At 29.7% G+C, this 25713-nt stretch carries 22 protein-coding genes and 1 riboswitch; of the genes, 2 read left to right on the top strand and 20 right to left on the bottom strand.

Going from position 1 to position 25713, the window contains the following annotated elements; genetic code table 11:
* Positions 1–2: 2 nt before the first annotated feature.
* From thiO to AC27L2_RS11515, 10 genes are all read right to left on the bottom strand, one after another.
* Entirely contained in the window at positions 3–1121 is a 1119-nt protein-coding gene (gene thiO, locus AC27L2_RS11560) for a glycine oxidase ThiO (RefSeq protein ID WP_487211913.1), read from the bottom strand.
* A gap of 66 nt (positions 1122–1187) precedes the next feature.
* Positions 1188–1282, bottom strand: a riboswitch (TPP riboswitch).
* Between the two features lie 224 nt (positions 1283–1506).
* A complete protein-coding gene (nirD, locus tag AC27L2_RS11555; RefSeq protein WP_487211912.1) occupies positions 1507–1860 on the bottom strand; it encodes a nitrite reductase small subunit NirD in 354 nt (117 codons plus the stop codon).
* A 69-nt stretch (positions 1861–1929) separates the two neighbouring features.
* The gene (locus AC27L2_RS11550; RefSeq protein ID WP_487211911.1) at positions 1930–2733 is read right to left on the bottom strand and encodes a uroporphyrinogen-III synthase; all 804 of its coding nucleotides are present in this window, start codon (positions 2731–2733) and stop codon (positions 1930–1932) included.
* Positions 2734–2752: 19 nt separating this feature from the next.
* Positions 2753–5299, bottom strand: a complete 2547-nt coding sequence (nirB, locus tag AC27L2_RS11545) for a nitrite reductase large subunit NirB (RefSeq protein WP_487211910.1) — start codon at positions 5297–5299, stop codon at positions 2753–2755.
* 57 nt (positions 5300–5356) lie between these two features.
* Positions 5357–5767: a molybdenum cofactor biosynthesis protein MoaE gene (locus tag AC27L2_RS11540; protein ID WP_487211909.1), complete on the bottom strand. Its 411-nt coding sequence runs from the start codon at positions 5765–5767 to the stop codon at positions 5357–5359.
* 1 nt (position 5768) lies between these two features.
* Positions 5769–6011, bottom strand: coding sequence for a MoaD/ThiS family protein (locus AC27L2_RS11535; protein WP_487211908.1), 243 nt, complete (start codon positions 6009–6011; stop codon positions 5769–5771).
* Between the two features lie 24 nt (positions 6012–6035).
* Positions 6036–6989 carry a GTP 3',8-cyclase MoaA gene (locus tag AC27L2_RS11530; protein WP_487211907.1) on the bottom strand — a complete coding sequence of 318 codons (954 nt, stop codon included), beginning with the start codon at positions 6987–6989 and terminating at the stop codon, positions 6036–6038.
* Position 6990: 1 nt separating this feature from the next.
* Positions 6991–8454, bottom strand: coding sequence for a rubredoxin (locus tag AC27L2_RS11525; protein ID WP_487211906.1), 1464 nt, complete (start codon positions 8452–8454; stop codon positions 6991–6993).
* A complete protein-coding gene (locus AC27L2_RS11520) occupies positions 8451–11975 on the bottom strand; it encodes a molybdopterin-dependent oxidoreductase (protein WP_487211905.1) in 3525 nt (1174 codons plus the stop codon). The genes AC27L2_RS11525 and AC27L2_RS11520 overlap by 4 nt, the downstream gene beginning before the upstream one ends.
* Before the next feature lie 40 nt (positions 11976–12015).
* Positions 12016–13326, bottom strand: a complete 1311-nt coding sequence (locus AC27L2_RS11515) for a NarK family nitrate/nitrite MFS transporter (protein WP_487211904.1) — start codon at positions 13324–13326, stop codon at positions 12016–12018.
* A gap of 596 nt (positions 13327–13922) precedes the next feature.
* Here AC27L2_RS11515 and AC27L2_RS11510 point away from each other — a divergent pair.
* Positions 13923–14801 carry an ABC transporter substrate-binding protein gene (locus AC27L2_RS11510; RefSeq protein WP_487211903.1) on the top strand — a complete coding sequence of 293 codons (879 nt, stop codon included), beginning with the start codon at positions 13923–13925 and terminating at the stop codon, positions 14799–14801.
* An 11-nt stretch (positions 14802–14812) separates the two neighbouring features.
* On the opposite strand, the gene AC27L2_RS11505 is transcribed toward AC27L2_RS11510, so the two are convergent.
* The 9 genes from AC27L2_RS11505 to AC27L2_RS11465 all read right to left on the bottom strand — a co-directional run bounded on the left by AC27L2_RS11505 (position 14813) and on the right by AC27L2_RS11465 (position 24394).
* A complete protein-coding gene (locus AC27L2_RS11505; protein ID WP_487211902.1) occupies positions 14813–15502 on the bottom strand; it encodes a glutamine amidotransferase in 690 nt (229 codons plus the stop codon).
* 9 nt (positions 15503–15511) lie between these two features.
* Positions 15512–15850: a P-II family nitrogen regulator gene (locus AC27L2_RS11500; protein WP_487211901.1), complete on the bottom strand. Its 339-nt coding sequence runs from the start codon at positions 15848–15850 to the stop codon at positions 15512–15514.
* A 16-nt stretch (positions 15851–15866) separates the two neighbouring features.
* Positions 15867–16574 (bottom strand): TorF family putative porin, encoded by a 708-nt coding sequence (locus AC27L2_RS11495; protein WP_487211900.1) that lies wholly within the window; start codon positions 16572–16574, stop codon positions 15867–15869.
* A gap of 20 nt (positions 16575–16594) precedes the next feature.
* Entirely contained in the window at positions 16595–17887 is a 1293-nt protein-coding gene (locus tag AC27L2_RS11490) for an ammonium transporter (RefSeq protein WP_487211899.1), read from the bottom strand.
* 360 nt (positions 17888–18247) lie between these two features.
* Entirely contained in the window at positions 18248–20791 is a 2544-nt protein-coding gene (locus AC27L2_RS11485; RefSeq protein ID WP_487211898.1) for a putative LPS assembly protein LptD, read from the bottom strand.
* A 67-nt stretch (positions 20792–20858) separates the two neighbouring features.
* Complete coding sequence (locus tag AC27L2_RS11480; protein ID WP_487211897.1) at positions 20859–21863, bottom strand: Gfo/Idh/MocA family protein; 1005 nt, start codon at positions 21861–21863, stop codon at positions 20859–20861.
* The gene (locus tag AC27L2_RS11475) at positions 21860–23095 is read right to left on the bottom strand and encodes a type IX secretion system plug protein (RefSeq protein WP_487211896.1); all 1236 of its coding nucleotides are present in this window, start codon (positions 23093–23095) and stop codon (positions 21860–21862) included. The genes AC27L2_RS11480 and AC27L2_RS11475 overlap by 4 nt, the downstream gene beginning before the upstream one ends.
* Complete coding sequence (locus tag AC27L2_RS11470) at positions 23077–23316, bottom strand: hypothetical protein (RefSeq protein WP_487211895.1); 240 nt, start codon at positions 23314–23316, stop codon at positions 23077–23079. The genes AC27L2_RS11475 and AC27L2_RS11470 overlap by 19 nt, the downstream gene beginning before the upstream one ends.
* A gap of 160 nt (positions 23317–23476) precedes the next feature.
* Positions 23477–24394, bottom strand: a complete 918-nt coding sequence (locus AC27L2_RS11465; protein ID WP_487211894.1) for a DUF4097 family beta strand repeat-containing protein — start codon at positions 24392–24394, stop codon at positions 23477–23479.
* Between the two features lie 145 nt (positions 24395–24539).
* Here AC27L2_RS11465 and AC27L2_RS11460 point away from each other — a divergent pair, with 145 nt between their 5' ends.
* On the top strand, positions 24540–25286 hold the full coding sequence (locus AC27L2_RS11460; protein WP_487211893.1) for a phosphatase PAP2 family protein: 747 nt from the start codon (positions 24540–24542) through the stop codon (positions 25284–25286).
* Here the strand turns inward: AC27L2_RS11460 and AC27L2_RS11455 are convergent, their stop codons facing one another.
* Entirely contained in the window at positions 25287–25667 is a 381-nt protein-coding gene (locus AC27L2_RS11455; RefSeq protein ID WP_487211892.1) for a hypothetical protein, read from the bottom strand. It lies immediately after the preceding gene.
* Positions 25668–25713: the final 46 nt, after the last annotated feature.

Raw genomic sequence — 25713 nt, 5'->3', positions numbered from 1 at the left:
TTTTAAAAAAATCTTGAAGGTTGAAATGGTTTTATATAATCAATAATTGTATTAGTCATAATTAATTCTTTCATACCATAAGCAGTTATAGGTGTTAAAAGAATTCCATGACGATAATGGCCTGTAGCAAAATACAAATTTTCAATCTTTGATTTACCTATTATAGGAGCATTATCACGGCTTCCAGGCCTCAACCCCACACTTAATTCACTTATAGCAAGTTCATATACAAATGGAGCTGCTTCCCATGCACGTCTCAAAAGCCACATTATTTCTCCAGCAGTTGGAGTAAGATCAAAACCCATTTCTTCACTCGATGCACCTACTAAAAGCCTTCCATCTGATTTTGGTGTAAGATAGACATCCGGAGCTCGTATTATATGAGTTAATTTGCAAGAGTCATTCATACTTAATGAAATAATTTGTCCTTTTACTGGTCTAACAGGTGGAAGTATTTCTTCCGATAATCCCTTTATTTTTTTTGACCAGGAACCAGCAGCCAATATAACTACACTATTGGATGTATCTAAAAAAGAATTATTAACTTTAATTCCTACAACTTTATTATTGTTTAATTTTATTTCATCAACAAGTTTATTTTCGTAAATATGCCCCCCTCGTTTTACAAATGCTATTTTTAATGCTTCAATTAAAGCGCGATTATCTATTTGAGCTTCATCAGGAATCCAGAGGGCAGCAATAGTTTTTGGAGATAACAGGGGTTCTATCTCACGTGCTTCATCACCATCTAACCAATAAACCGGAAATTGATTTTGAACATAAAAATTATAAAGACGCTGGATTCGTTCAACATCATCTCTATTAAAAGCAATAATTAAAGTTCCGCATTTATCAAGGTTCAAAGAAATACCAGAATCTTCTTTTAATTCGTCAAGAAATTTTGAATAAAGGCGAAGACTTTCTTTACAAAGTTCAAAAAGTTCTAATCCTTCAAAATACGATTCCGCATAAGGAGCCAGCATACCTGCAGCAACCCAACTGGCTGCTTTACCAGCTGAATGAGATTCGTATATTTCAACATTTTTTCCATTACGTATTAATTGCCAGCCAACTGCTAATCCTATTATTCCTCCCCCGACTATGTAAATTTTTTTTTCCATTTTCCTAGTTGTGATATTTATTTAATAAAAAAGCCGTTTCCTTTTAATTGAAGAGGAAAACGGCTATAAAATTTCTTTCCGTTTCCCTCCGCTGGTATTACCCAGTTCAGGTTCAAGGGTTTAATCTCAGCCCAGAATTTTGGGCACCCCTAACGGAATTACTCTTTATTATTTGATAATTAAATTTATTGCATCTTATATCTTTTGTCAAATATTTTATTAAAGCTGAATCGCATCTATTATATTCCCAATGATTATAATACTTATTTTTGATATAACAGAAAATAAAATCCAGTAAAAGAATTTTTCACTTTATAGCAATGAATTTCTTAGATATTTTTCATTAATAATTTTTTAATTAACTAACTCAAATAATTGTTATAAATCATTCATCATCAATCCCGATATATACTCTACCATTTTCTATTTTAACTGGGTATGTGTCAATTTCATAACCTTCTCCATCAAGATTATATCCCGAGATAAGAGAAAAATTTTTTTTATGAAACGGACAAGCTATTTTAGGTTCTCCATTTTTATCACCTATTATCCCTCTTGATAAAGCCAACTGATTTTTATGAGGACATAAATTTTGTACTGCATACCATTCACCACGAGAAGTAAAATTAAATAATGCAATTTGTTTATCCTCATATTTTACACATACACCACCATTTTCTGGCACATCATTTACCGAGCAGGCATATATCCATATTTTTTTTTCAATTATATCTATCATATATATCCCCCTTTCTTTGTTAATTAATGTGTATTTATTCTTATTATAAAATTTAGGTAGTGTGGTAAATCACTTCTTTTGAATTACTTCATTAATTGCTTTTATAAGATACATTAATTTGGGCGGGTTAGATTCTTTGGTAATATTAACTCCAAAATTTTTAAGTGCTGATGAACATACAGGTCCTATCGATACAATTAATGTTCTATTTAAATTTTCTCTTAATTTTTGTGTTCTGTTTAGTTTATTAGCAACAGTAAATAAATTACTTACTTGTGCAGCACTTGTGAATGCTACAACATCTATCTCATTTTTTTCAAGTGCATCCATTAATCCAATCAATGGTTGTATATCACTTGGGAAACCCCATTTGTAAGATGTAATTTCTGTAACATTTCCACCTTTTTCGACAATTGTTTTTAGTAATAATTCATTTTTTTCCCCATAGTTTTGTATTACTATATTTTTATTTTTTAAATCGTATTTCATTAGTTCAATAATTACTTCAGATGTAGTAAATGGTTCTTTGGCATAGTCCGTAGGATTAACATTGTATGTTCTCAACGCAGCAGCAGGTTTATTACTACGTACAATGATTTTTGCTTTGTTTAGATGATAGAAAAATTTATCATTCAGTCCTATGTTTTTTACAGCCTCAAATAAAAACTTTACTCCTACACCGGTTTGAAATATAAAAATATGAGGCGGCATAAAATCCCAATTAGTTATTAAATTAATAAGTTCATTAGTATTAATATCAGGTACTTCAGAAATTGCCGGGGCTAAGAAAGGAATTCCCTCATTTTTTCTGATTAGATTTGCTAACTGTTCACTCGTTCTATTTTCTAAAATTGCAATTACTTTGTTTTCCATAATAATTCCTCAATAAAAATTACACTTTATCGAGACTGTAAATATTTCCCCAGCCTTCAGGAATCTTTTGTCCTCTTACTTCTTTGAAAGCTAATGTTGAATCCTTTTCGTCCGAATTAATAAAATATCTAAATTGTTTTTTTATAGTTTCATTTTCGATCGCTTCTTTCCATTCACATTTATATGAAGCAATTAATTTTTCCATTTCTTTTTCCAGTTCATCACAGATACCCAAGCAATCATTAATGATAACATCTCTAAGATATTCAATACCTCCTTCCAGATTATTAAGCCATGTTGCAGTTCGAGTTAAAGGATCAGCTGTACGGATATAAAACATAAGAAACCGGTCTAAATATTTTATACAGGTTTCTTCATCTAAATCTGCTGCTAACAAAACAGCATGCTGAGGTTTAGCACCTCCATTACCACATACAAACAGATTCCAGCCTTTTTCTGTTGCAATTATCCCAAAATCTTTTGCTTGAGCTTCAGCACATTCACGAATACAACCTGAAACACCACCTTTAATCTTATGTGGTGCTCTAATTCCCTTATATCTATTTTCGATTCTTATTGCAAAGCTAACTGAATCTTGAACTCCAAAACGACACCATGTAGAACCAACACAACTTTTGACAGTTCTTACAGCCTTTGCATATGCATGACCACTTTCAAAACCTGCATCAATTAATTCTTTCCAAATTTTTGGTAAATCATTTAATTGCGCGCCAAACATATCAATTCTTTGTCCACCGGTTATTTTACAATACAATCCATATTTCTTTGCAACACGACCAAGAGTAATCAATTTATCTGGTGTAATTTCTCCTCCAGGTATTCTTGGAACAACTGAGTAAGTTCCACCTCTTTGAATATTAGCTAAAAATCTGTCGTTAGTGTCTTGCAAAGTTCTGTGTTTTTTATCGAGTACATTTTCGTTCCAGATGCTTGATAACATAGAAGCTACAGCAGGTTTACAAATTTCACAGCCATGACCTTTGCCATAGCGAGCAATTAATTCATCAAAAGATTTTATTTTATGAAAACGAATAAGGTCAAATAATTGTTGACGAGAATAATCAAAATGTTCGCATAAAATTTTCTTTCTGTATACTCCCATTTTTTTCAATGTATCATTTAATAAATCAGTTAGCATTGAAGTGCAGCCACCACAACCTGTTCCAGCTTTCGTTATTTTTTTTATTGAACCGATATCGCTCAAATTATTTTCTTTAATTACATTACAAATTTTCCCTTTTGACACATTTTCACAAGAACATATTATTGCATCATCAGGTAAAGAAGATACACCAAAGCCTTTATCATTATTGACAGCAACATTATCAAATATCAATTCTTCTGGATTTACTGGTAGGATTAATTTATTCTTATAAATTTGCAAAAGTTTATTGTAATCTTTTGTATCGCCTATTAATATACCTCCTAATAAATATTTACCATCAGGCGAAATATTTAATCTTTTATAAAGTCCTTTATTATAATTTTTATAAACAATTGAATGATGTTCACTTTTATTACCCAATGAATCTCCAAAACTTGCAACTTCTACTCCTATTAATTTTAATTTAGTAGACATATCAAAATTGATAAATTTTTTATTCCCGCCGGTTAAATGAGAAACCACAACATCTGCCATTTCATATCCAGGGGCAACAAGTCCATAAATTGTATTGTTATGTAAAGCACATTCTCCAATTGCATAAATATCGGGATTAGATGTTTGTAAAAAATTATTAACTACAATACCACCTTTATCGCCAACTACTAATCCAGCTTGTCTTGCTAATTCATCTCTTGGACGAATTCCAGCAGAAATTACCAATATATCTGTTTCTAAGTGTGTTCCATCTGTGAAAATAATTTTTTCGATTTTGTTATTGCCTTCAATATCTTTGGCAGACTTATTAAGATGAACTTTAATGTTCATAGATTCTATCTTCGAATTAAGAATTTTTCCTCCTTCATTATCAACCTGACGTGGTAGCAATCGAGGTGAATGTTCAATTATATGTGTTTCTAAATTTAAATCCAGCAATGCTTTTGCTGCTTCAAGGCCTAATAAACCTCCGCCTAATACTGCACCAATTTTTGCATGTTTGCTGTAATCTATAATTTTATTTAAGTCATCAATTGTTCTATATACAAACACACCTTCTTTTTCTTTGCCATGTATAGGTGGAACATATGGGAAAGAGCCAGTAGCTAAGATTAATTTATCATAACTCACCTCTAAGCCATTTTTTGCTTTAACAATTTTTAATTCAGGATTGATTGAAATAACTGGATTATTAATATGTATAGTTATATTATTTTCTTTATACCATTTTAGGGGGGCAAGAATAAGTTTATCTTCATTTCTATCTTTAAAGTATTCTGTTAGATGAACTCTATCGTATGCTATTCTTGGTTCTTCGCCAAAAACTATTATATCAAAGTATGCATTGCCCACTTTTTCAATTAACTTTTCACAAAATTTATAGCCTACCATACCATTGCCAACTACTACAATTTTCATTTTTCCATTTGGAGTCAGCTTTATCATATTATTTACCTTTCATATTGTTTTTATTTCTTATTAAGCTATAATAAAAATTTTCGTTTAGGAATTTGGCAGCCACATATATGTTCCATCATTATAATATTCGCATTTCCAGATTGGAACTTCATGTTTAATTTTATCTATGATATATTGATTAGCCATATATGCTTCTAACCTATGATTGTGTTGTGTTATTACAATTACTGCAATTTCATTTACATTAACTTTTCCAATTCTATGGATTACATTTGCATATAAAAGATTCCACTTTATAATAGCTGATTCTAAAATATTTTTAATCATTTTTTCTGCCATTGATATATATGATTCATATAAAATGTATTTCACGGATTTATTTTTATTATTTGGCCGGATTTTTCCACAAAAGATTACAACTGCACCTCCATTAAAATTTTCCACTTCAGATAAAAATTTATTTACATCAATTTTTCTTCTATTTAAATACTGCATATTATCCTCCACTTACTGGAGGTATGATGTAAATAGTATTATTTTTTTTGATGATTGTATTATCATCAACAAATTCTTCATTTATAGCAAAGCGAGAATTAACTAATATGTTTTTTATTTGTGGTTGTTTATTAATTAATAAATTTTTCAATTGTTCTATAGAACTACCTTCGTCAATCATAAGTTGAAATTCTTCTGGTAAATAATCTTTAAGATTTGCAAATATTTTTATAGTCACTTTCATGTTAATCCCGTTGATTTTTTATTATTAACCGCCTATAGCAATCATTGGTGTTGCACAGCCTATAAATTTTATAGGTTGTTTTTGATTTAGTGCTTTTATTAAACTATCCTTAAGTAAATTTTCATCATAAATAATTTTTGCAATGTTTTCTTTTACTTCACTGCTTATGCAGCCATAAATATTACCATAACAGTCTAATCTTAATCTGTCACAATCAGAACAAAAGGGATGTGATTCGTTTGATATAGTTCCAAATTCATAACCATTTTCAATTTGCCAATATTTAGCAGTAGCATTTGCTCTTCTGTAAGACTTAACAATCAAATGCTTACTATTAATTACACTCAAAAGTTCATTCGTAGAATAATAGTATTTATCGAATTCTTTAAAGTATAGATGCCCCATTTTCATTAATTCCAGAAACCGAATCTTGATATTTTTTGATATCCCAAATTCTAACAATGGAATTATTTGATTTTCATTAATATTTCTCATAATAACTGAATTTATTTTTACAGAGATATTATTTCTAAGTGATTCTTCTATTCCTTCAATTACTCTATCTAATGCATCAATTCTTGTTATCAAGTAAAATATTTTTGATTCGATTGCATCTAATGAAATATTGATTTCTTTTACTCCCGCATCTGATAAATTTTGTGCTATTTTTTTTAAGAGAAATCCATTAGTTGTAATCTTAATGTTATCAATGTTATGTAATCTTAATCTTTCAATAAAAGGAATTAGATTATTATATAATGTAGGTTCACCACCAGTTAATCGAATAGACTTAAAATGAAATAGTTTATTTAATACAATAACTATCTCGGAAATTTTCTTGTAGTCAAGAACTTTCAGTCCATTATTCTTTGATAGAGAATTTTCTTCTCTACAATATGTACAATAAAAGTTGCAGACATTTGTAAGACTCACTCTAAGCGAACCGAATGTTCTTCCATATTTATCTTTAATAAACATTTTATTCTTCAAATTTTTCTAATGTTTTTAATCTTATCTCAAAGTTTTCTTTTGGTGCTGAACATATGTAACAGGAATAATCATCTGGCAAATCATCGAAAGAAGTTCCTGGTTTAATATTATTGTAAATATCCCCTACCTCAGGATCATAAACTGTATTACAGTCTTTGCATACATAGATTTTCCCAGGCACCCAATAATGCTTTATTTTTTTTGAATTATGATTAGTCTGATTATTATTATGATAGAATTTTCCTAAATCTTCGTAATATTTTTTTGATAGATACTTTATTGTGTTAATCAGATTATTTTTAAGATACTCTCGACTAATAAAAACTAAATTTTCTTTCCCTGAATTGAGGTTCTCCGAATAATAAATATCATAGTATTTGAAAAATGGTAGAAACGGGAATGGATATTTTATTTTAATAGAAATGTTTGCTGTAAAATTAAAATTATCGTTTGTGTAAATACCATAGATTATACCTGAGTTTTTGACACCATTTTTATATAGTTCCTTTATCAGATATGATTTTAATTTTTCCGCAGATGTATCGAAATCTTCATATTTCCAATAAATTTCTGATGATAAATGTTCTATATTAAAACCATTTTTACCAAGTACTATTTTCCAGTCAATTAAATCTTCCTCTTTTATGTTTTTTATTATGATAGTTCTCCATGTAGTAAAATAGATTTTATTAATTTTTCTTTTTATGCATTCTTCCACAATACTTTCAAAGAAATTAATAGAATTTTCTGAATCAAAATTGCAAAGTTCTATCCACGAATTATCTCCATTAGGATTTATTCTGTTATAATTGTTAGACACCTTTTGAAATTTCAGTTCTTCATGTTTTTCAATAAAAATATATTTGAATTTTTCATTAATATATTTCTGAATATTTCCTATATCATAATCATGCTTATCAATTATATATTCTTCTACTTCTTTAGCTAAAGCTCCCAAATCAATACTATATATTAGTTTATTCCAGAAATAAAATTTATTCTGTAATGGATTTTTAATTAGGAAGTACCAGAAATTATGATAGCTTGAAGCAACAAAACACAAATCACAATTAAAAGGTAATGCAAGATTCTGATTGATATCAATAATGTTGATTTTCAACTTAGGTTGATAATCAAAAGTATCAAGGACATCGTTTAAAATGCTCTCATTAATCCAGGAAGTTGTACCTTTAAGGTCTATTGCAACATAAGAGCTAACAATATTTGGATAATTTTCTACATCAGTAAAATATTTTATATTGTTTTGACTGAGTGAAAAAAGAAGTTCATCAACATATTTATTGCTTGGAATTAAATACAAATTTTGTCTATTGCCTAAGTAAATCTTAATCCTGTTATAATTTTTAATAATATCTATTATTAATCGTAGCTGGTCTACATAAACAATTCCACCTTTAAAATTTACTTTTATAATGTTTTTTCTCTTTATCATAATAAAACATCTTCCTTGATTATTGATTTATGCTTTTTAAGTTGTGTGTCTAATATTTTCTTGATTTCTGGTCTGCAGCTTCCACAACTTGTACCAGCACTCGTTACATTACATAATTCATCAATATTTGTAATTCCAGTTTTAATTTTATTAATAAGAATTGATTCACTAATAGAATTGCAGGTACAAATTATTTTCCCATTTAATGAAATATCATCATTAGAAGGTCTTAATAATTTAGACCTTTTTTCTTCAGAGAGTTCAATTTTATTTTTTATAAGATTTTTAAATTCGTTAACCTCGCTTTTATCTCCAATAAATATAGCTCCGATTAATCTTTGATTATGGACAACACATTTTTTATAATATCTCTTTCTTCTATCGATAAATATTACTTCTTCAAAATTTTCATCACCTGATGGAATTTGTGTTGTTCCAATTGTGACTAAATCAAAAGAATTCATTTTTAGTGTATTCATTGACAAAGAACCTTCATAATAAACATTCATGTTTCCGCTTAAATGTTTTGCAAGAATTTCTGCCTGTTCTTTTATTGCTACAATATTCCCATAACAAATATTATTGAACTCAGCTATTTCACCAATTGCATAAATTGACGAATCTGATGTCTGTAAATACTTATTTACAATTACACCTTTACCGCATTCCAACCCAGCATCTTTAGCTAATTCAATGTTAGGTATTGTACCAGCAGCAAGTATTAAGGCATCACATTCAATATACTCTCCACTTTTTAATTTTATACTTGTTAGCTTTTCTTTTCCAAATACTAATTCTACTTCATCATTAAAGTGAATTTTTATCCCTCTATCTATAAGTTCTTCAAGTAAAAATTGACATGCCTGAAAATCCAGATATTTATCCATCAAGCGAGATGCTCTATGAATAATAGTTACTTGCACTCCCTTTTCAGATAATGAAGAGGCTAATTCAATACCAAGCAATCCTCCTCCAACAATAACAATGCGATTATCTTTTTTACAATATGGCAGTAATCTATCCGCATCATTAATTGTTCTCAAATAAAATATGCCCTCAATATTTAGATTAAGAGATTCAATAATTTTAGGTCTGCTTCCTGTAGACAAAATTAAAACATCATAATTATGTTCGGTACCATTAGTATCAATAACAGTTTTAGATTCTCTATTTATTTTTTTAATAGCAACTCCTTTTTTTATGGAGATATTGCATTCATCGTTTTTACTTTTCATTAAAATACTTTCCCAGTTTAATTCTCCCGAGATATAATTCGGTAAAAGTGTTCTATTGTAGAATGGTTGTAATTCTTCAGAAAAGATTTCAATGTCATCACTGGCATTAAGTTTTGTATAATACTTAATAAAATTGAATGCAGCTATACCAGCTCCAATAATTATTATTTTTTGTTTTTGTTTTATATACTTTTTAACTTCTACCGCAGCATACTTAAGGTCAGGTTCTTTAGATAATGGATCGATTAGGTTGCTTGTTAGATTATTTGCACGGCATAAATCTGAATTTAAAATTTTACCCCAATGCATTGGAAGAAAAACAACACCTTTTTTTATCTCCTCACTTATCTTAGCTTCAACAATAACATTGCCTCTTCTATTTTTAATTTCCACAAGGTCTCCATCACAAATATTTCTTTCTTTAGCATCAAGGCGATTTATTTCCAAGTATGGATAAGGAATATGTTGTTTTAACTTTTGTACTTTGCCTGTTTTGGTCATAGTATGCCATTGATCACGAATTCTGCCAGTGGTAAGAACAAGTGGATAATTATCATTTGTACTTTCAGATTCATTCATATCTGGTGTTGCATGAATTATTGCTCTTTTAGTTTTTGTATAGAAATTAAAATCGGTAAACAATCTTTTTGTTTGGAAATCATTCGATGATTTAAATGGCCATTGAACAGTGCCTTTTTCTTTTAAGATAGAATAGTTAAGAGCAGAGATATCTGTATTGGTTCCTTTTGACAACTGGCAATGTTCATCAAATATTTCACTCATATTTTTATAATTAAATGCTTCTCCGAAACCCATTTTATTAGCAAATCGAATTATGATTTCAGCATCGGGCAATGCTTCGCCTGGCGGTGATACAACTGGAGACAAGTAAGAAATTCTTCTTTCTGAATTTGTCATCGTACCTTCTTTCTCAGCCCAGGAAGCAGCTGGCAAAATAACATCGGCATAATTCAATGTTTGTGAATTTTTAGATATATCTTGAACAACAACAAACTTTGCCATTTGCAGTGCTTTTTCAACTTTTCTTGCATTGGGCATACTTACTGCAGGATTTGTACATATAATCCAGATTGCTTTAAGTTTACCTTCAATCAATGCATCAAACATTTCGGTTGCAGATAATCCTGGCTTTGCTTGAATTTCCTTACTGCCCCAAAATTCCTGTACAAATTTTCTATGTTCAGGATTTGATAGTTCCCTGTGATTAGGCAAAAGATTGCACATTCCGCCTACTTCTCTTCCTCCCATTGCATTAGGTTGACCTGTTAATGAAAATGGTCCGCAGCCAGGTTTTCCTATTTTGCCTGTAATTAGTGATAAGTTTATCAGGCTTAAATTTTTCTTGACTCCTACTACACTTTGGTTTAATCCCATTGCCCAGAAAGAAATAAAGCCGTTTGATTTACCAATAAATTCTGCTGCTTTAATTATTAGTTCTACAGGGACATCACAAATATCAGATGCTTCACTTAGACTTCGGTTCATAACTAATTTTTTGTATTCTTCAAATCCTTCTGTATGCTTTTCTATGAAATTTTCGTCTATATAATTCATTTCAATCAAACAACGCCCAATAGCATTGTTTAATACTATATCTGTTCCGGGTTTTAATTGAAGATGAATATCCGCAATCGAGCATGATTCAGTACGTCTTGGATCAGCTACAATTATTTTTACATCTGGATTATTGTTTTTATGTTTTTCAATTCTTCTGAACAAAATAGGATGACACCAAGCTGGATTTGCTCCACATATATAAAAACAATCTGCCAATTCAATATCTTCGTAACTACACGGAACTGCATCTTCGCCCAATGATAATTTATAAGCTGTAACTGCAGAACTCATACATAATCTTGAATTTGTATCAATATTATTCGAACCAATAAAACCTTTCATCAATTTGTTGATAACATAATACTCTTCAGTTAAACATTGGCCTGACACATAAAAACCAACAGAATCTGGTCCATATTTTTTAATTAATGCTTTGAAAACATTTGCTATGCGATTTAAAGCATCATCCCATGTTACCCTTTTCATTTGGTGACTGCGAGATAATCGCATCTGAGGATAAAGCAATCTGTCTGATTTGTCATTTACCGTAAAATGAAGATTAATTCCCTTTGAACATAACATTCCTTTATTTACAGGATTATCAGGGTCGCCTTCAACTATAATTTTATTTTCGGAAATTTTTTTTATCACTATTCCGCAGCCTACACCACAGTAACAACATTTTGATTTATATGAATCGTATTTCATTATGCTACTTTCTAATTTGTTTCACATTAATAAAAAATTATCAAGAGACAGATTCCATCTCTAAGTTTTCGAGTAAAATATTTTTTTCTTTCTTTGTTTGATTAAATCTCAACATAAATAACAATCCAATAACGAATACGGTTATGCCTATGAAAATAAATGCTTCTTTATAACTAAATGAAGCTGATTTAAATAAAAATCCAGCAAGAACTGCCCCAATATTCCCGCCTGCTGCAACAACACCACTAACACTTCCAATTGCTTCTTTATTTATAAAAGGAACAATAGCATAATTAGCTCCGTTTGCCATCTTCAGAAATAATGCAAATACGAGCATGGAAATAACAGCAATGTAAAGATTGTTAGTATTAGCAAATAGAATTATACCAACTCCTTCAAGTATTAATGTTATCCCTAAAAAAATTCCTTTTCCTTTAATTCCATATTTAGCACCAATTTTATCTGCATAAATTCCACCTAAAGCACGAGCAAATATGTTCATTAATCCAAATACACTAGCAAGTGCTCCAGCAAAAACAATGTCTGCCTTGAAGTAATCTACAAAGTATATTGCTGCAACATTATCAAACGTTATTTCCATACCAAAACTTGCAGCATATGCCATTGCAAGCAACCAAGTTCTGTAATCTTTAATTGCTTTATTGAATTTACCTTTGCTACTTCTTTTATATAATTCTTTATTTATTTCTTTATAATTTCCATATGGCGTATCTTTGGTGTAATTATAGTAGACATAAGCTAAAACCAATAATATTATTCCTGGAATTATCATAGCCAGTCTCCATGCAATAAATTTTGTAAAACCAATTGATACAATAGCTGCAAATATTAAAGGCATAACAAGATTTGTAACCCCACCACCCAAATTGCCCCAGCCGGCAGCAATCGCATTAGCAGTTCCAACTATTTTAGAATCAAACATTATTGATGTATGGAATTGAGTTATAACAAAAGATGCCCCGATAATTCCAATAAAGAATCTAAATATCAACAATGATAAATAATCATTGCTTACGCCTATGAATATTACTGGGATAGCACCTAAAATCAACAGAATTGTGTATGATAATCTTGGACCTAAAGAATCGCATAATCTTCCAAATACAATTCGAGCAAAAATTGTTGCAAATACAGATGCAATAACAAGATTGCCAATTTCTTCTTTACTTAATGCTAAATCTTCTCTTACTACTGGCATAAGAGGAGCAATACCAAACCAAGCAAAAAAACAAAAGAAAAAAGTTATCCATGTAATATGAAATGTTTTCATTTGTATGTTTGAAAAACTCATTAGATTTAACTTATCGAGTGGTTTTATAGAATTTTCCATTTGATTACCTCCATAATAGAATTAGCATTTTCATACTTTTACTTTATTGTATCTTTTTAATGTTTTATTTATTTTTAAAACGAGCAGGTAAGTAAAACAGAAGCTAAAAAGAAAGGCTAATCCAAAATGGATTATACCTTTAACAAAAAAGCTTCTGAACAATTTCACCATGAAGGAACCGCCAAGTTCATTATCAATGGTGAAATAAGGTCATCTTACCTGCTCATTTTATTTTAAATGAAATCTCAATTCAATGTTATCCATGCCTTACTTTGTTAGCTATTTATTCTAAATATTCTTAAACATATAGGCATCTTTCAAAATTTACCTACTAAAATAAGGTTTTGAAGATATTTTGTCAAGATTTTTTTATAAATTTATACTCCATAAAACTTATTTGCTAATTATCAAATAAGTTATATTCACTTTTATAATTGCTTTTAATAAATTTAATTTTGCTAAGATTTCTGGGCTTAAAAATATCTTTAAAAATCAGGCTTAATTTTTTTAAGAAAGACAATTACGAATTCTTTTATATCAAATTAAATAAGATGCATTATGTGTAATTGATTATTTAATATCAACCGAGGAAAGTAATGAGAGAAGTCTTTTGTGAAATATTACAAAAAAAATTATTCTTACCAGAAAAATGTGAAAGAATAGTAAGTTTTTCTCCAGCTATAACAGAGGCATTGTTTGAAATCGGCTTAGAAGATAAAATAAAAGCTGTAAGCACTTATTGTGTAAAACCAAAAGAAGCAAGAAAAAAAATAATAATAGGTTCTTATTCAACATTTAAGAAAGAAAAACTTGATGAAATTAAACCAGATTTAATTTTTACAACTACAGGTTATCAACTTGATTTAGCAAACAAACTTTTAAATAATTATCCTGTATATGCTATTCGTTTACCAGCAACAATATCAGATCTAATAGCCACATGCTGCGAAGCTGGACTTGTTGCTGGTTATTTTGAAGAAGCAAGAAATTTGCAGAAATATCTTTTAATAAAACTAAATGAAATAATAAATAGCAAAAGTTCTTATAAAGTAATAGCAGAAAAAGGTAAAAAATCTCAGCAAAATAATCCGACTGTATATTTAGAAATAGATCTTGGCGGACCAGTTACATTCGGAGCTTACAGCTATATAACAGACGCTCTTAATTTTATCGGATTTAAAAATATTTTTGATAATTACAGCAAAGAATGGTTAACACCAAATGATAATTATGTTAAGGATAAAAGTCCAGATATAATTATTTATGAACCAAAAATGTTTTCGAAAAAAAGAAATCAGAAAGATATAATCGATTCTTTAACAAAAAGGTTTGGTGAAATAAAAGCAATAAAGTATAATAATATTTTTATAACACCAGGGATTTATGACTTTTTAGCACATCACGGTCCCTCATTTATTAACGAAGTCATACCATGGCTTGTTTCAATCAAAATGAAATGTTCTTTTTCTATTTAATAAAACGATAATCATTTAGAGATTTTGGGAATTAACATTTCTACAAAAAGATTAATTATACTTGAGGCTAATCGATTATCTTTTACGTTTATCGATAATTCATTGTTACTATATTCTCTCATAATATTTTCATCAAATTCAGGATGAAACTGAACTCCCCATGCACATTTACCGATTCTAAATGAATAAATTATGTTACTTTTATCATAAGCTAATATTTTTGCTTCTTCTGGCAAATCAAAAACAATTTGGGAATGAGATACATGAGCAAAAAATTTTTCGGGCATTTTTGAGAATAATGAATCATTAATTGCTTCATTAGTTAAGTTAATCATTATAGTTCCAAATTTTTCTCCTTCTGGATTAAAATCAACATAACCACCTATTGCTTTTGCAAGTAATTGATGCCCGTAACAAATACCAAGATATGGTATTTCATTTTCTAAAAGTTTTGGGATCCACTTTTCAACCCTCACACTCCATGGATGATTATCAGTAACCATCTCATGAGCCCCAGTTACAATAACACCTTTACAAAATTTTATATCTGGTAATTCATCTTTCCTAACATCAATAATTTCTATTTGAGTATCGTCATTATCAATTTTATTTATTATCCAATCTTCAAAATCGCCATACTTCTCTTTAATATATTTATAAGTGGACCCCATTTTTAATATGTATAACTTCTTTCCATTCATATCAAAGTATTAAAGTGCGCTTTCTCCTGATTCTCCTGTTCTAATTCTTATTGCATCTTTAACATCATAAATAAAGATTTTGCCATCGCCAACCTGACCTGTTTTACCTACATCAATAATAATCTGAACTGCTTTCTCAAGTCTATCATCAGAACAGATTAATTCAATTTTTACTTTAGGTACAAAATTGATATTGTATTCAGTTCCTCGGTAGACTTCTTTATGACCTTTTTGCCTACCATAACCTCGAACCTCGGATACGGTTAGTCCCATAAATCCGGCTTCGCTTAATGCTTCTTGAACCTCATCTAATTTATGAGGTCTAATTATTGCTTCTATTTTTTTCATGATTTTCCCCTTAATTTTATAATGAAAAACCTACAACAAAAAATAAATTTTCTTGTGAGGGATTTAAAATAATTGATGTAAACAGCGGAATGCTGAAATCATTTGTAATCCTTATAGATTTAGAAACTGTAAGACCTGTATTGATAACATTAAATTTATCAACGAGATAATATTTATTAGCATCACCTGGAGTTGCCCCCACAAATAGGCTTAATCCTACATCATTAATTGAAGTATTATAACCTAATTGAAAATAAACAGGATTATTTGGGATATTGTGAACAAACATATTTACAGAAAAAGAAATTGGGAAACTCTCCGGTCCTGAATACCCAGCATTTAATTCAATGCTATGAGCTCCGGGTCCATTGTGTGAATCATGATTTGCAAAATTAAAAATTCTAATTCCATTATCTGGATTAATATAATCTGTAAATCCAATACTCAGTGCTCCAGCATCAGATAATGAAAAAGAATAAGATGCATAAATATCAATCTCACTTAAAGCTGCATCTTTAATGATAGGATAAGCACCCCAGAAACCAGCTGAAAAGTTGTCAATAGTTAATTTAATATTAGGCTGAATGCTTGGGGTATTACCACCGAGGTCAAAACCTCGCCATATATATCTATTTACAAAATCAGTTCCTACAGAAATTGTTTGTGCATTATTAAATGAAGCTAAAAATAATATTACCACAAAAATTTTATATAATAGTTTCATGGTATTCTCCTTTTTTTATTTTACTTTGCTACTTTTTCAAATTCTGGATAAGCTTCCATTCCATGTTCACCAATATCCAAGCCCTCAATTTCTTCATTAACACTTACTCTTAAGCCGATTAATTTCTTAAGTATTATCCAAATTATAAACGAAGCAAGGAAAGTAAATACACCAACTGAAACAACTCCAATTAATTGATTAAAAAATAATTTCAGTCCACCGCCAAAAAATAAACCATTGCCTGTTGTACCTGGCATTAAGTGGTCTTCTGCAAAAAGCCCAACAGCTAAGGTGCCAAACACACCATTAACGAGATGAACTGCTAAAGCTCCTACCGGGTCGTCAATTTTCATTTTATCAAAAAATATAACAGCATAAACAACAAGAATTCCTGCAATTGCTCCAATGATTAAGGAACTCCATACATTTACATATGCACAGCCAGCTGTAATGGCAACCAAACCTGCAAGACAACCATTAATTGTCATACTTAAATCTGGTTTACCAAGAACAATCCATGCAACTATTGTTGAACTTAGAATGCCGGCAATAGCAGCACTATTTGTTGTAATAACAATTCTTGAAATACTACTTATGTCTGCAGCCATTGTGCTGCCGGGATTAAATCCAAACCATCCAAGCCATAAAACAAAAACACCAATAGTAGCCGATGTCATATTGTGACCTGGTATAGGATAGATTTTATTATCACGATATTTATTTAACCTAGGACCTAAAATAATAGCACCGGCTAAAGCAGCCCATCCTCCAACAGAATGAACAACAGTTGAACCAGCAAAATCCCAGAAACCTAATTTAGCAAGCCATCCGCCTCCCCAAATCCAATGGCCTGTAATTGGATAAAGAAAAGCAACCAGAAAAAATGAAAATATTATGAAGTCGATATATTTTATTCTTTCTGCTACTGCTCCTGAAACTATTGTTGCTGCTGTTCCAGCAAAGACTAACTGAAAAAAGAATTTTGCAAGTAAAGGAACTGATGTCCAGCTTATTGCAGAATATACACCTTGATATGCATCGCCTGTGGCTGGACTATTATCAGCTCCACTTAAACCAATTAATCCTTTTAATCCAATAAAATCATTTCCATCACCAAACATCAAGCCCCAACCAATTACCCAGAATGCTAAAGATGAAATTGCAAATACTATAAAATTCTTGGAAAGTATATTTACAGTATTTTTACTTTGTGTGAACCCTGATTCTACAAGTGCAAATCCAAGGTTCATAAAGAACACAAGACATGCTGTGAAGAGCACCCAGATAGTATCAAGCATTATTTTATATTCCATAAAATATTTCCTCCTTCTTTGTTTTTTGGTAAAATGAAATAATTATTTGAATTCAATTAAGCCAAAAAAATTGTATGAAGCCTGTATAAAACCATTCAATTTTTACTGCAAGAAAGTTGAAAACATTTATCAAACACAAACAAATTATTTTATACATATAGATTACCCCTATAATCATTTAATACAGTTTTCTTAATAAGTAAGGAATGTTTATTATATTGCCTTAATAATTAATATAATTTCTACATTTAAAAATAATAAATAATATTTAAATGTCAATATGCCTTAGTTATATTTTTTTTGAAATGCGAAATTATTTAAGTTAGATGCAGGAATATTTTAGAATAGATGCTTATACTTTTATCTTCTGCCGGAGAACAAACCGCGAGATTTTGTAATCTTTATATCTTGCAGTTCTGGAGCTTTCATTCTTAACTCAAATCTGAAACCGCGATAATATCCGAGTGGATTCCATATAAAATTCATCTCCCAACAATGGAGGTCTCGATAAATTGTTATTTGAGGAGTGGTAATTTGTTTTAATTCAAAATCGTAATTGCCTCTGATTGTAAACTTCCAATTTTTTGTCAAACTGAAACTGAGATTAATTCCAATATTTGAATACTTTGAACTTGTGCTTGGATCAATTTTGCTTATGTTAAAATTGTAACTCAAACTTAAACTCCATGGAATGCTGTAAGAAGATTCTAAAGATTCACTTTCTTCTTTTTCTTCTTTCTTTTGAACATTTTTTTTCTTATCACTGAATTGCTCACTTGTTAAATTTGATGAGACAGAAAAATAGAAATATGTTAATCGAAATAATCCCTTCCCAGCCGAAATTAAATATTTATTTACTTTTGATTTATTTTCATAATCATAAAAAGTATAATTTGAAGAGCCGTAAAAACTTAATAAACTGCCCACCTGTGTGCGATATGTGAGAGATAAATCTGAAAGCTTAAATTCTGGTTGAGCAAAATTATACCCAAGAGATGCAGATAAATTTAGCAATTGAATTTTGTTGCTCTCAGAACTTTTTGATGTATCATTTTTGCTTTTTGTTGTTTTGATTTCAAACACATTGCCAAGCGAAAAATTTAATGACTGTTGTTTTCCAGCATCGGCCCCTCTAAAAATTTCACTGCTGAATTTATCATATTTTATTTTTTCTCCTTTTGAATTAGTGTAATAATCATAGTAACCCCAGAAATCATCTGAAAAATCCGGTTTATATACATAAGAAATTGACGGCGTTAAAGTATGCCGGAATGCTTCGATACCAAAAATATTTGGTTGAAATATTCCATATAACTTAGTATTTGCAGTTACACTTAAATCAAAAGTTCTGACAAAATTAATTTCGTTCACGTCTTTTGTTATAACAGAATCCTCTTCTGTTACTACACCCGTAATTGAATTTACTTTTTTTACAATCACATTTTCTTTTTTAATTCTCTTGTTATACCATTTTTCTGTGTAATTAATTCTCGGAGCTACACTGAAATAACCTATTTTAGGAGAAGCATTAATCGATAAATTATGTTGTATCCCCCCACGTATTGTTAAATTACCCCCAACTTTATTTCTGTTGTTTGAAAATTGTCCTGTGTAAGTATATCCAATTTGTTCATACCATTTTTGTTTCCCTAATAATTGAGAGCTTTCTTTTTTGAATGGGTATGAAATATTTTTCGTAAAAGTAATGTTCGGTAAATTTTCATAAATATCACCACTGATTAAATTTTGAGTGCGGCTGTAATTAATAAATAAATTATCTCCTGATTCTTCCCATCTTTTTGTAAATGTAGCATTCGAAATTATATTTTGTGAAAGAATATCATAGTAATCTATGCTATTATTTTTTAAATAACTTGAAGAATAAAATTGAAGATTAACATTTAATTGAGTTGTTGGATTAATTTGTTGATTATGATAGCAGGATAAATTCCAGTCATCAACATTTTGCTTATAAGCTGCAGGGTCATTGGGTTCACCAATTTTAATTTTAGAATAGCCTGCATTAAATGAACCATTAAAGTCATATCTTTTAGCATATCTTAAACGAGAACGAAGTCCATATCCACCTTTTGAATAATAATCTCCTGTGAAAGCAACATCAAAATAATCACTAATTGCCCAGAAATACCCAAAGTTGTAGAAGTATTGACCGCGTCTTTCATCTCTTCCATAACTCGGCACAATTATACCACTTCTTCTCCCCCCTTCACTCGGGAATACTGCAAATGGGATAGGGATTGGAAATGGAACACCACCTACATACATAAATATCCATCGAGCAAAAACTTTATCTTTTTGAATTACTTTCATTTCACTTGCAGTAAAGTAAGTATGCGGTGTATCTTTTTCGCATGTAGTAAACATTCCATGCTGAATGAAATAAATATTTTTATCTACTTTCTTTACTTTTTCTCCTTCATACCTTGAGCCTTGCATTTCATTTTTTGCAAGTGAGATAAATCCGCGTTGAGTTTTAAAATTATATTTTATTTGATTCCCTTCATAAACTTCTGTTCCCTCTTTCAAAACAGGTGTTTGCTTGATTTTTACTTTTGCAGTATCTGAGGTATCGGGTAATCCAAAAGCTTCTAATTCATTTGTATTGTAGTCAATATTAATTTTGCCGCTTTTTAATTCTGTATTCTTGTATTTTAATTCACCATTACCATAAATAAACATTTTTTTGTTGCTTACATCAAAAATTATTGAATCTGAAGAAGCTGCATAAACAACATCATCAACATCAAATTTTTTTCTTGATTTTGAAGTATCGATTTTTGCAGTATCTGCTGATGCTTTGATGGAATCAGTTTTGAAGAAAATAAATTCATGTGCCGATAAAGAAACATTTATTAAAAACAATATGAGAAATAATTTCTTCATAAAAATTTTTGAGAAATAAAAATGATTTTTTTGTTATAATGCAGCTTAATAATTTGAAACAAAAATTTCAGTCTATAATTTTAGCTCTTTCAATTGATTCCTCAATCTTCTTAATAATCATATCAGCAACTTTGAGTGCTTTTAGTCCATCAGCTCCGGTAATCGGCGGTTTAGTATCATTCAAAACAGAATTAACAAAAAGCTGCAATTCATATTGCAATGGGTTAATATTTATTTGAGATGGACTTTCATAAACAACTGTTTTCCTTTTATCTCCAATTCCTATTTCTCCAAGATTAAGATAACCGCCTTTTGGTAAATTGTCTGAAGACAAAAGTCTAATTATTTCTGTATGTCCTTCAATAAAATCAATTGAGAAATAAGTATCTCGTTGAAAGAGTCTCATTTTTCTCATTCGCTTTTGTGATATTCTGCTTGCAGTAACATTTGCAACTGCAAAATTTTCAAATTCAATTCTTGCATTTGCTATGTCAATGTTGTTTGATACTACAGCAATACCGCTTGCTTTAATATCTTTTATTTCACTTTTAACAAGACTCAAAATTATATCAATATCATGAATCATTAAATCAAGAACTACAGCTACATCGGTTCCTCTAGTATTAAACTGTGAAAGTCTATCTGATTGAATAAACATCGGATTCAAATCATATTTTTCAAGAGCAATTAATGCTGGATTAAATCTTTCGATATGTCCAACCTGCAACTTAAGATTTTTCTCTTCAGAAATTTTTACAAGCTCTTCTGCTTCCCAGATATGAACAGTAATTGGTTTCTCGACAAAAACATGTTTGTTAAATTCAAATGCTTTCTTAACCAATTCATAATGTGCACTTGTAGTTGCTACAATCACTACGGCTTCTGAATCTTCAAGAAGTTTTTCTAATTCTTGGTACTGATTAACATTAAATTCATCTGCTACATTTTTTGATTTGTTCAAATCTTTGTCATATACTCCAATCAACTCACAATTATCAATTCCTTTCAATAATTTTACATGAACTTTGCCGAGATGGCCTGTGCCGATTACTCCAATTTTTACTTTATTCATAATCCACCACTGTTAATTTTTTTATAACCAATTATTTTATCATATCCGCCTTTTTCCGGAGTTTGATAATAAAGAAATACATGATAATCATTTTCAGTTTCCCAGAAATTCCCTTCAAGAATATACCAATCAATATTGTTTATTTCGCCGTTAATGTTTTCTGCAGTTACATATTGGTAATCATAAACTCCTCTTTTTAATTCGATTGTCAAGTTAAGCAAACCATTATCATCAAACATTTCGTAATCTGGTAAAACCTGCCAGTTATTAAATGCGCCTACAAGAAAAATTGAAGCAGTTAAATTTTCTGGTGGACGAATTTTGAATGTTACATTCATATATTCTGCATAATCACTTTTATAATTTGTAAGAATTGAACCGCCATTAAAATCTCTATTTCTTTTCTTAAAAAAGTTTGAAACTTCTATTCCATCATATTGTGCATTAACATTTTTTTGGTTGAAGCGGTTGATATCTCTCAAATCTGTTTGGCGATATTCATTGCCAGGCTTAATATTTTTTGCAATAAACAAAAATTTATTGCCACCATTCCATTCGTAATAATTTTGTTCGGTTAATTTTGCTTTATCTATAATGATTGGATAAGAAATTTTTTTGTTTTCAATAATTTCTACTTGTTGAATATTTGACTCAAACAAAGTATCCGGTAAAGTGAAAGATGTAAAAATTGTAATCGTTCTTCCTAATGCAGCAATTTCTGGAATTACATTTTCAATTCTATTTTTTGTAATAGAAATATTCATCTTTACTTCAGGAATTACTACAAAAAATTTCCCTTCTCCATAAATTTTTTCTGGGTTTTGTGAATCAACAATAAAAAATTTCCATTTGCCAGAAAAAGGGAAAGTTACATTTTGATTTGGGAATATACCTGTGTAATGATATCTTGCATCAGTTACACGAAGAGGAAGTTTTTCTAACCATAAATTATATTCAGTATTATAGCCAATGTTAGTCAAAAAAATATTTTCATAAGGAATCCAATCTTTATCACAGAATTTGAAAACAATATTCAAATTAGGGGCATAATCTCCCTGCACATCGAATTCAATAGTTATAGTTTTTTTTGAAGAATCTGATTTGTCAATTATCGGAAAAGATATTTCACTTAATGAAGAATAAACACGCAGACTTTTTATTACAAAATCATTTGCATCAATTTTTATAAATAAAGCAAACAGCAAAGATATAATTAAAAAATTTCTACACATTTTATCGAAGTAAATGGTACGAAAATGTTATAATTCTGCTCATCTCTTTTAGATTCGAGCAGCAAGCCATCATCATAAGCTGCAATCAATTTGCCGGTTTTAAAAACAATTTCGTAAAAGGTTGGATGTTCATTTTCGCTTTTTCCATAAACCACACCGTAATTTTCGAACATAGTTATGTTCAACATTTTGCCAATGAATTGAGACCAATCTAATTTCATTGTCTTCCTCTTTCACAATTGTTATAAATATTTATTCAAAAAGTATGGAAAAATGAAATCTTTTCCAATCATTTAGAGAAGAGATTAAAATTGATTAATAAAAAAGCACAGAAACATAAAATTTCTGTGCTCTGTGAATGGTCTTAATTGATTAAAAAATTTATTTCTCTTTTAATGTAATATTGCCGCCACTTGTTTTAGCTTCTAATTTTTCTCCACCGTTGTTCAAATCAGCAATTAATTTTTGTTTTGTTAATTTTTTTGTTTTGATATTTGAGAATTCGCATTCGATTTCGCCGCCAAATGTTTCAAGTATTGCTGATGCATTTGTGTTAGATGGCAATTCTAAAAATATATCACCTCCAGATGTATTTGCTTTTATTCCACTAAAACTATTATCCAGAGAAATTTTAATATCTCCCCCAGAAGTAACAGCATTAATTTTCCCTTCTTTTGCATAAATATCAATATCTCCGCCTGATGTATTTACATCAATATTGCCAGAAACATTTTTGCATTCAATATTACCTCCTGAAGTTGTAGCATTAAGACTTCCAGAAGAGTGAATTAATTCAATATCTCCTCCTGAAGTTTTAGCAATTAAATTCCCGACTAAGTTGTTCAATTTAATATCGCCGCCTGAAGAAGTTAAATTAAATTTACCATTTAAGTTTTCTGCTTCAATGTCTCCCCCAGAAGTTTCTATATTCACATTAAAATTTTGTGGAACAAATGCTTCAATTTTTAAACTCAGTTCGCCCCATAAACCAAAAAATGAACTCATCTTTCTTTTTGCAATTACACGAATTTCACTCCCTGATTTTTCAATTAAGAAATTCATTCTATCTTCTGCTCTCTTATTCCCAATTATCTTTACATAAGCTTCATTTTTATCCCATGATTTTATCTTTACATCTGCTCCCGAAGTTTCAATTGAAATAGTTTCGCTTTGATTAACACTAAATGATTTTTCTTTTATTATTCTTTTTTCTTCTGCTTTAAGAGTAATGCTCATTATAAATAATGATGCTATAAAAAGAAAAAATATTTTTCCGAACTTATTTTGTAATACTTTCATTTCAAATCCTCCATTTTATTCATATCTTTAGACTAACATATAAAAATAAAGTTACATTTATCACTTGTAAAACAATTATAAATAAATTCTTATGAGTGCCATAAAATATTTTTTTCATAATCTTTTATTTCTATTTTTTGTTTTAATGCTTACACTTAATGCCCAAAATAAATATAACATATCGCAATTCTGTGATGAATCAATCAAATTCATCAAACAGCCTTCAACATGGGAAAAGAAAGACTGGATAAAACTTGGAGCTGTAAGTGTTGGAACAATATTAACAATGTATATTGACCAGCCTGTTCGAGATGAGTATTTAAAAAACAGAAATTATTATAAAAGCTTTCCAGTCGAATTTGGAAGAAAGTGGGGAGAAATTTATACTACTGTTATTGTTGGCGGAGCTTTTGGATTGTATGGTTTAATTGAAAATGATAATTCAACAAAAAGAATTGGATATGAGATATTTCAAACAGCATTTTATTCTGGAATTATTACTCAGTTCTTAAAAATTTCAATTGGACGAGCAAGACCTTTTACAAATAATGGTTCTAATTCTTATAAGCCATTTACTTTTTTTAATGATGATTTCCATTCGCTGCCTTCGGGACATACAACACTCGCCTTTGCACTTTCAACAATATTGTCAGAAAATACTGATTCAAAATTTTTGAAAATAGCTTCATACATTCCTGCTGTTCTAACTGCAATATCAAGAGTTTATCAGGACAATCACTGGACATCTGATGTTCTTCTTGGTGCGGCTGTTGGATATTTTGTAGGAGATTGGGTGCATAAGATTCATGATTCTAATGTTATGAATAATGAGAGTATTGAATTTTATAACACTCAAAATTTTCAATGGATTAGTATAAAAATTATTTTTTAATTATTTACTAATTTTCTCCTGACTATATTTTATAATTTCTTTATAAGTATTAATAACTTTTTTGATTGCATCTTCATCAATATTTTCATTTCTGCGCTGTAACTCTTGAACAATTTTCTTTGAATAATTTTCTATACTTTCTTCTACTTTATCTGACCCAAGCACTTTTAATGCTTCGATGTATAAAGGCTTAAGCCATAACTCCTGTTTGGCTATTTCTTCTTCGATTATTGGTTTTGCTTCTATAATTTTTTTCTCTATTACTTCTTCTATTGCTTTCATTCTTTCTTCTGTATTCTTGCTTCTTAATCTTTCTTCTATGCTTTTGCTCTGTCCATAAACAATTGCAGTTAATACCAATATTAATGCAATTATCCTCATTTTGAACCTCTATTATTTTATTAATAACATCTTTTTATTCTGACTA

Source organism: Rosettibacter sp. KY25, from assembly GCF_057554405.1.
The sequence above is the reverse complement of the archived record's forward strand: the minus strand, read 5'-3'. Positions and strand labels throughout refer to the sequence as shown.

Bases quoted from the DNA above. Each gene is read 5' to 3' on its own strand.
- AC27L2_RS11485 (WP_487211898.1), bottom strand. From the start codon at position 20,791: ATGAAGAAATTATTTCTCATATTGTTTTTAATAAATGTTTCTTTATCG.
- AC27L2_RS11510 (WP_487211903.1), top strand. From the start codon at position 13,923: ATGAGAGAAGTCTTTTGTGAAATATTACAAAAAAAATTATTCTTACCA.
- AC27L2_RS11475 (WP_487211896.1), bottom strand. From the start codon at position 23,095: ATGTGTAGAAATTTTTTAATTATATCTTTGCTGTTTGCTTTATTTATA.
- nirB (WP_487211910.1), bottom strand. From the start codon at position 5,299: ATGATAAAGCTGACTCCAAATGGAAAAATGAAAATTGTAGTAGTTGGC.
- AC27L2_RS11460 (WP_487211893.1), top strand. From the start codon at position 24,540: ATGCTTACACTTAATGCCCAAAATAAATATAACATATCGCAATTCTGT.
- AC27L2_RS11495 (WP_487211900.1), bottom strand. From the start codon at position 16,574: ATGAAACTATTATATAAAATTTTTGTGGTAATATTATTTTTAGCTTCA.
- AC27L2_RS11525 (WP_487211906.1), bottom strand. From the start codon at position 8,454: ATGATAAAGAGAAAAAACATTATAAAAGTAAATTTTAAAGGTGGAATT.
- AC27L2_RS11535 (WP_487211908.1), bottom strand. From the start codon at position 6,011: ATGAAAGTGACTATAAAAATATTTGCAAATCTTAAAGATTATTTACCA.
- AC27L2_RS11455 (WP_487211892.1), bottom strand. From the start codon at position 25,667: ATGAGGATAATTGCATTAATATTGGTATTAACTGCAATTGTTTATGGA.
- AC27L2_RS11500 (WP_487211901.1), bottom strand. From the start codon at position 15,850: ATGAAAAAAATAGAAGCAATAATTAGACCTCATAAATTAGATGAGGTT.
- AC27L2_RS11520 (WP_487211905.1), bottom strand. From the start codon at position 11,975: ATGAAATACGATTCATATAAATCAAAATGTTGTTACTGTGGTGTAGGC.
- AC27L2_RS11470 (WP_487211895.1), bottom strand. From the start codon at position 23,316: ATGAAATTAGATTGGTCTCAATTCATTGGCAAAATGTTGAACATAACT.
- AC27L2_RS11540 (WP_487211909.1), bottom strand. From the start codon at position 5,767: ATGCAGTATTTAAATAGAAGAAAAATTGATGTAAATAAATTTTTATCT.
- AC27L2_RS11490 (WP_487211899.1), bottom strand. From the start codon at position 17,887: ATGGAATATAAAATAATGCTTGATACTATCTGGGTGCTCTTCACAGCA.
- AC27L2_RS11515 (WP_487211904.1), bottom strand. From the start codon at position 13,326: ATGGAAAATTCTATAAAACCACTCGATAAGTTAAATCTAATGAGTTTT.
- AC27L2_RS11480 (WP_487211897.1), bottom strand. From the start codon at position 21,863: ATGAATAAAGTAAAAATTGGAGTAATCGGCACAGGCCATCTCGGCAAA.
- AC27L2_RS11465 (WP_487211894.1), bottom strand. From the start codon at position 24,394: ATGAAAGTATTACAAAATAAGTTCGGAAAAATATTTTTTCTTTTTATA.
- AC27L2_RS11530 (WP_487211907.1), bottom strand. From the start codon at position 6,989: ATGTTTATTAAAGATAAATATGGAAGAACATTCGGTTCGCTTAGAGTG.
- AC27L2_RS11505 (WP_487211902.1), bottom strand. From the start codon at position 15,502: ATGAATGGAAAGAAGTTATACATATTAAAAATGGGGTCCACTTATAAA.
- AC27L2_RS11550 (WP_487211911.1), bottom strand. From the start codon at position 2,733: ATGGAAAACAAAGTAATTGCAATTTTAGAAAATAGAACGAGTGAACAG.
- thiO (WP_487211913.1), bottom strand. From the start codon at position 1,121: ATGGAAAAAAAAATTTACATAGTCGGGGGAGGAATAATAGGATTAGCA.
- nirD (WP_487211912.1), bottom strand. From the start codon at position 1,860: ATGATAGATATAATTGAAAAAAAAATATGGATATATGCCTGCTCGGTA.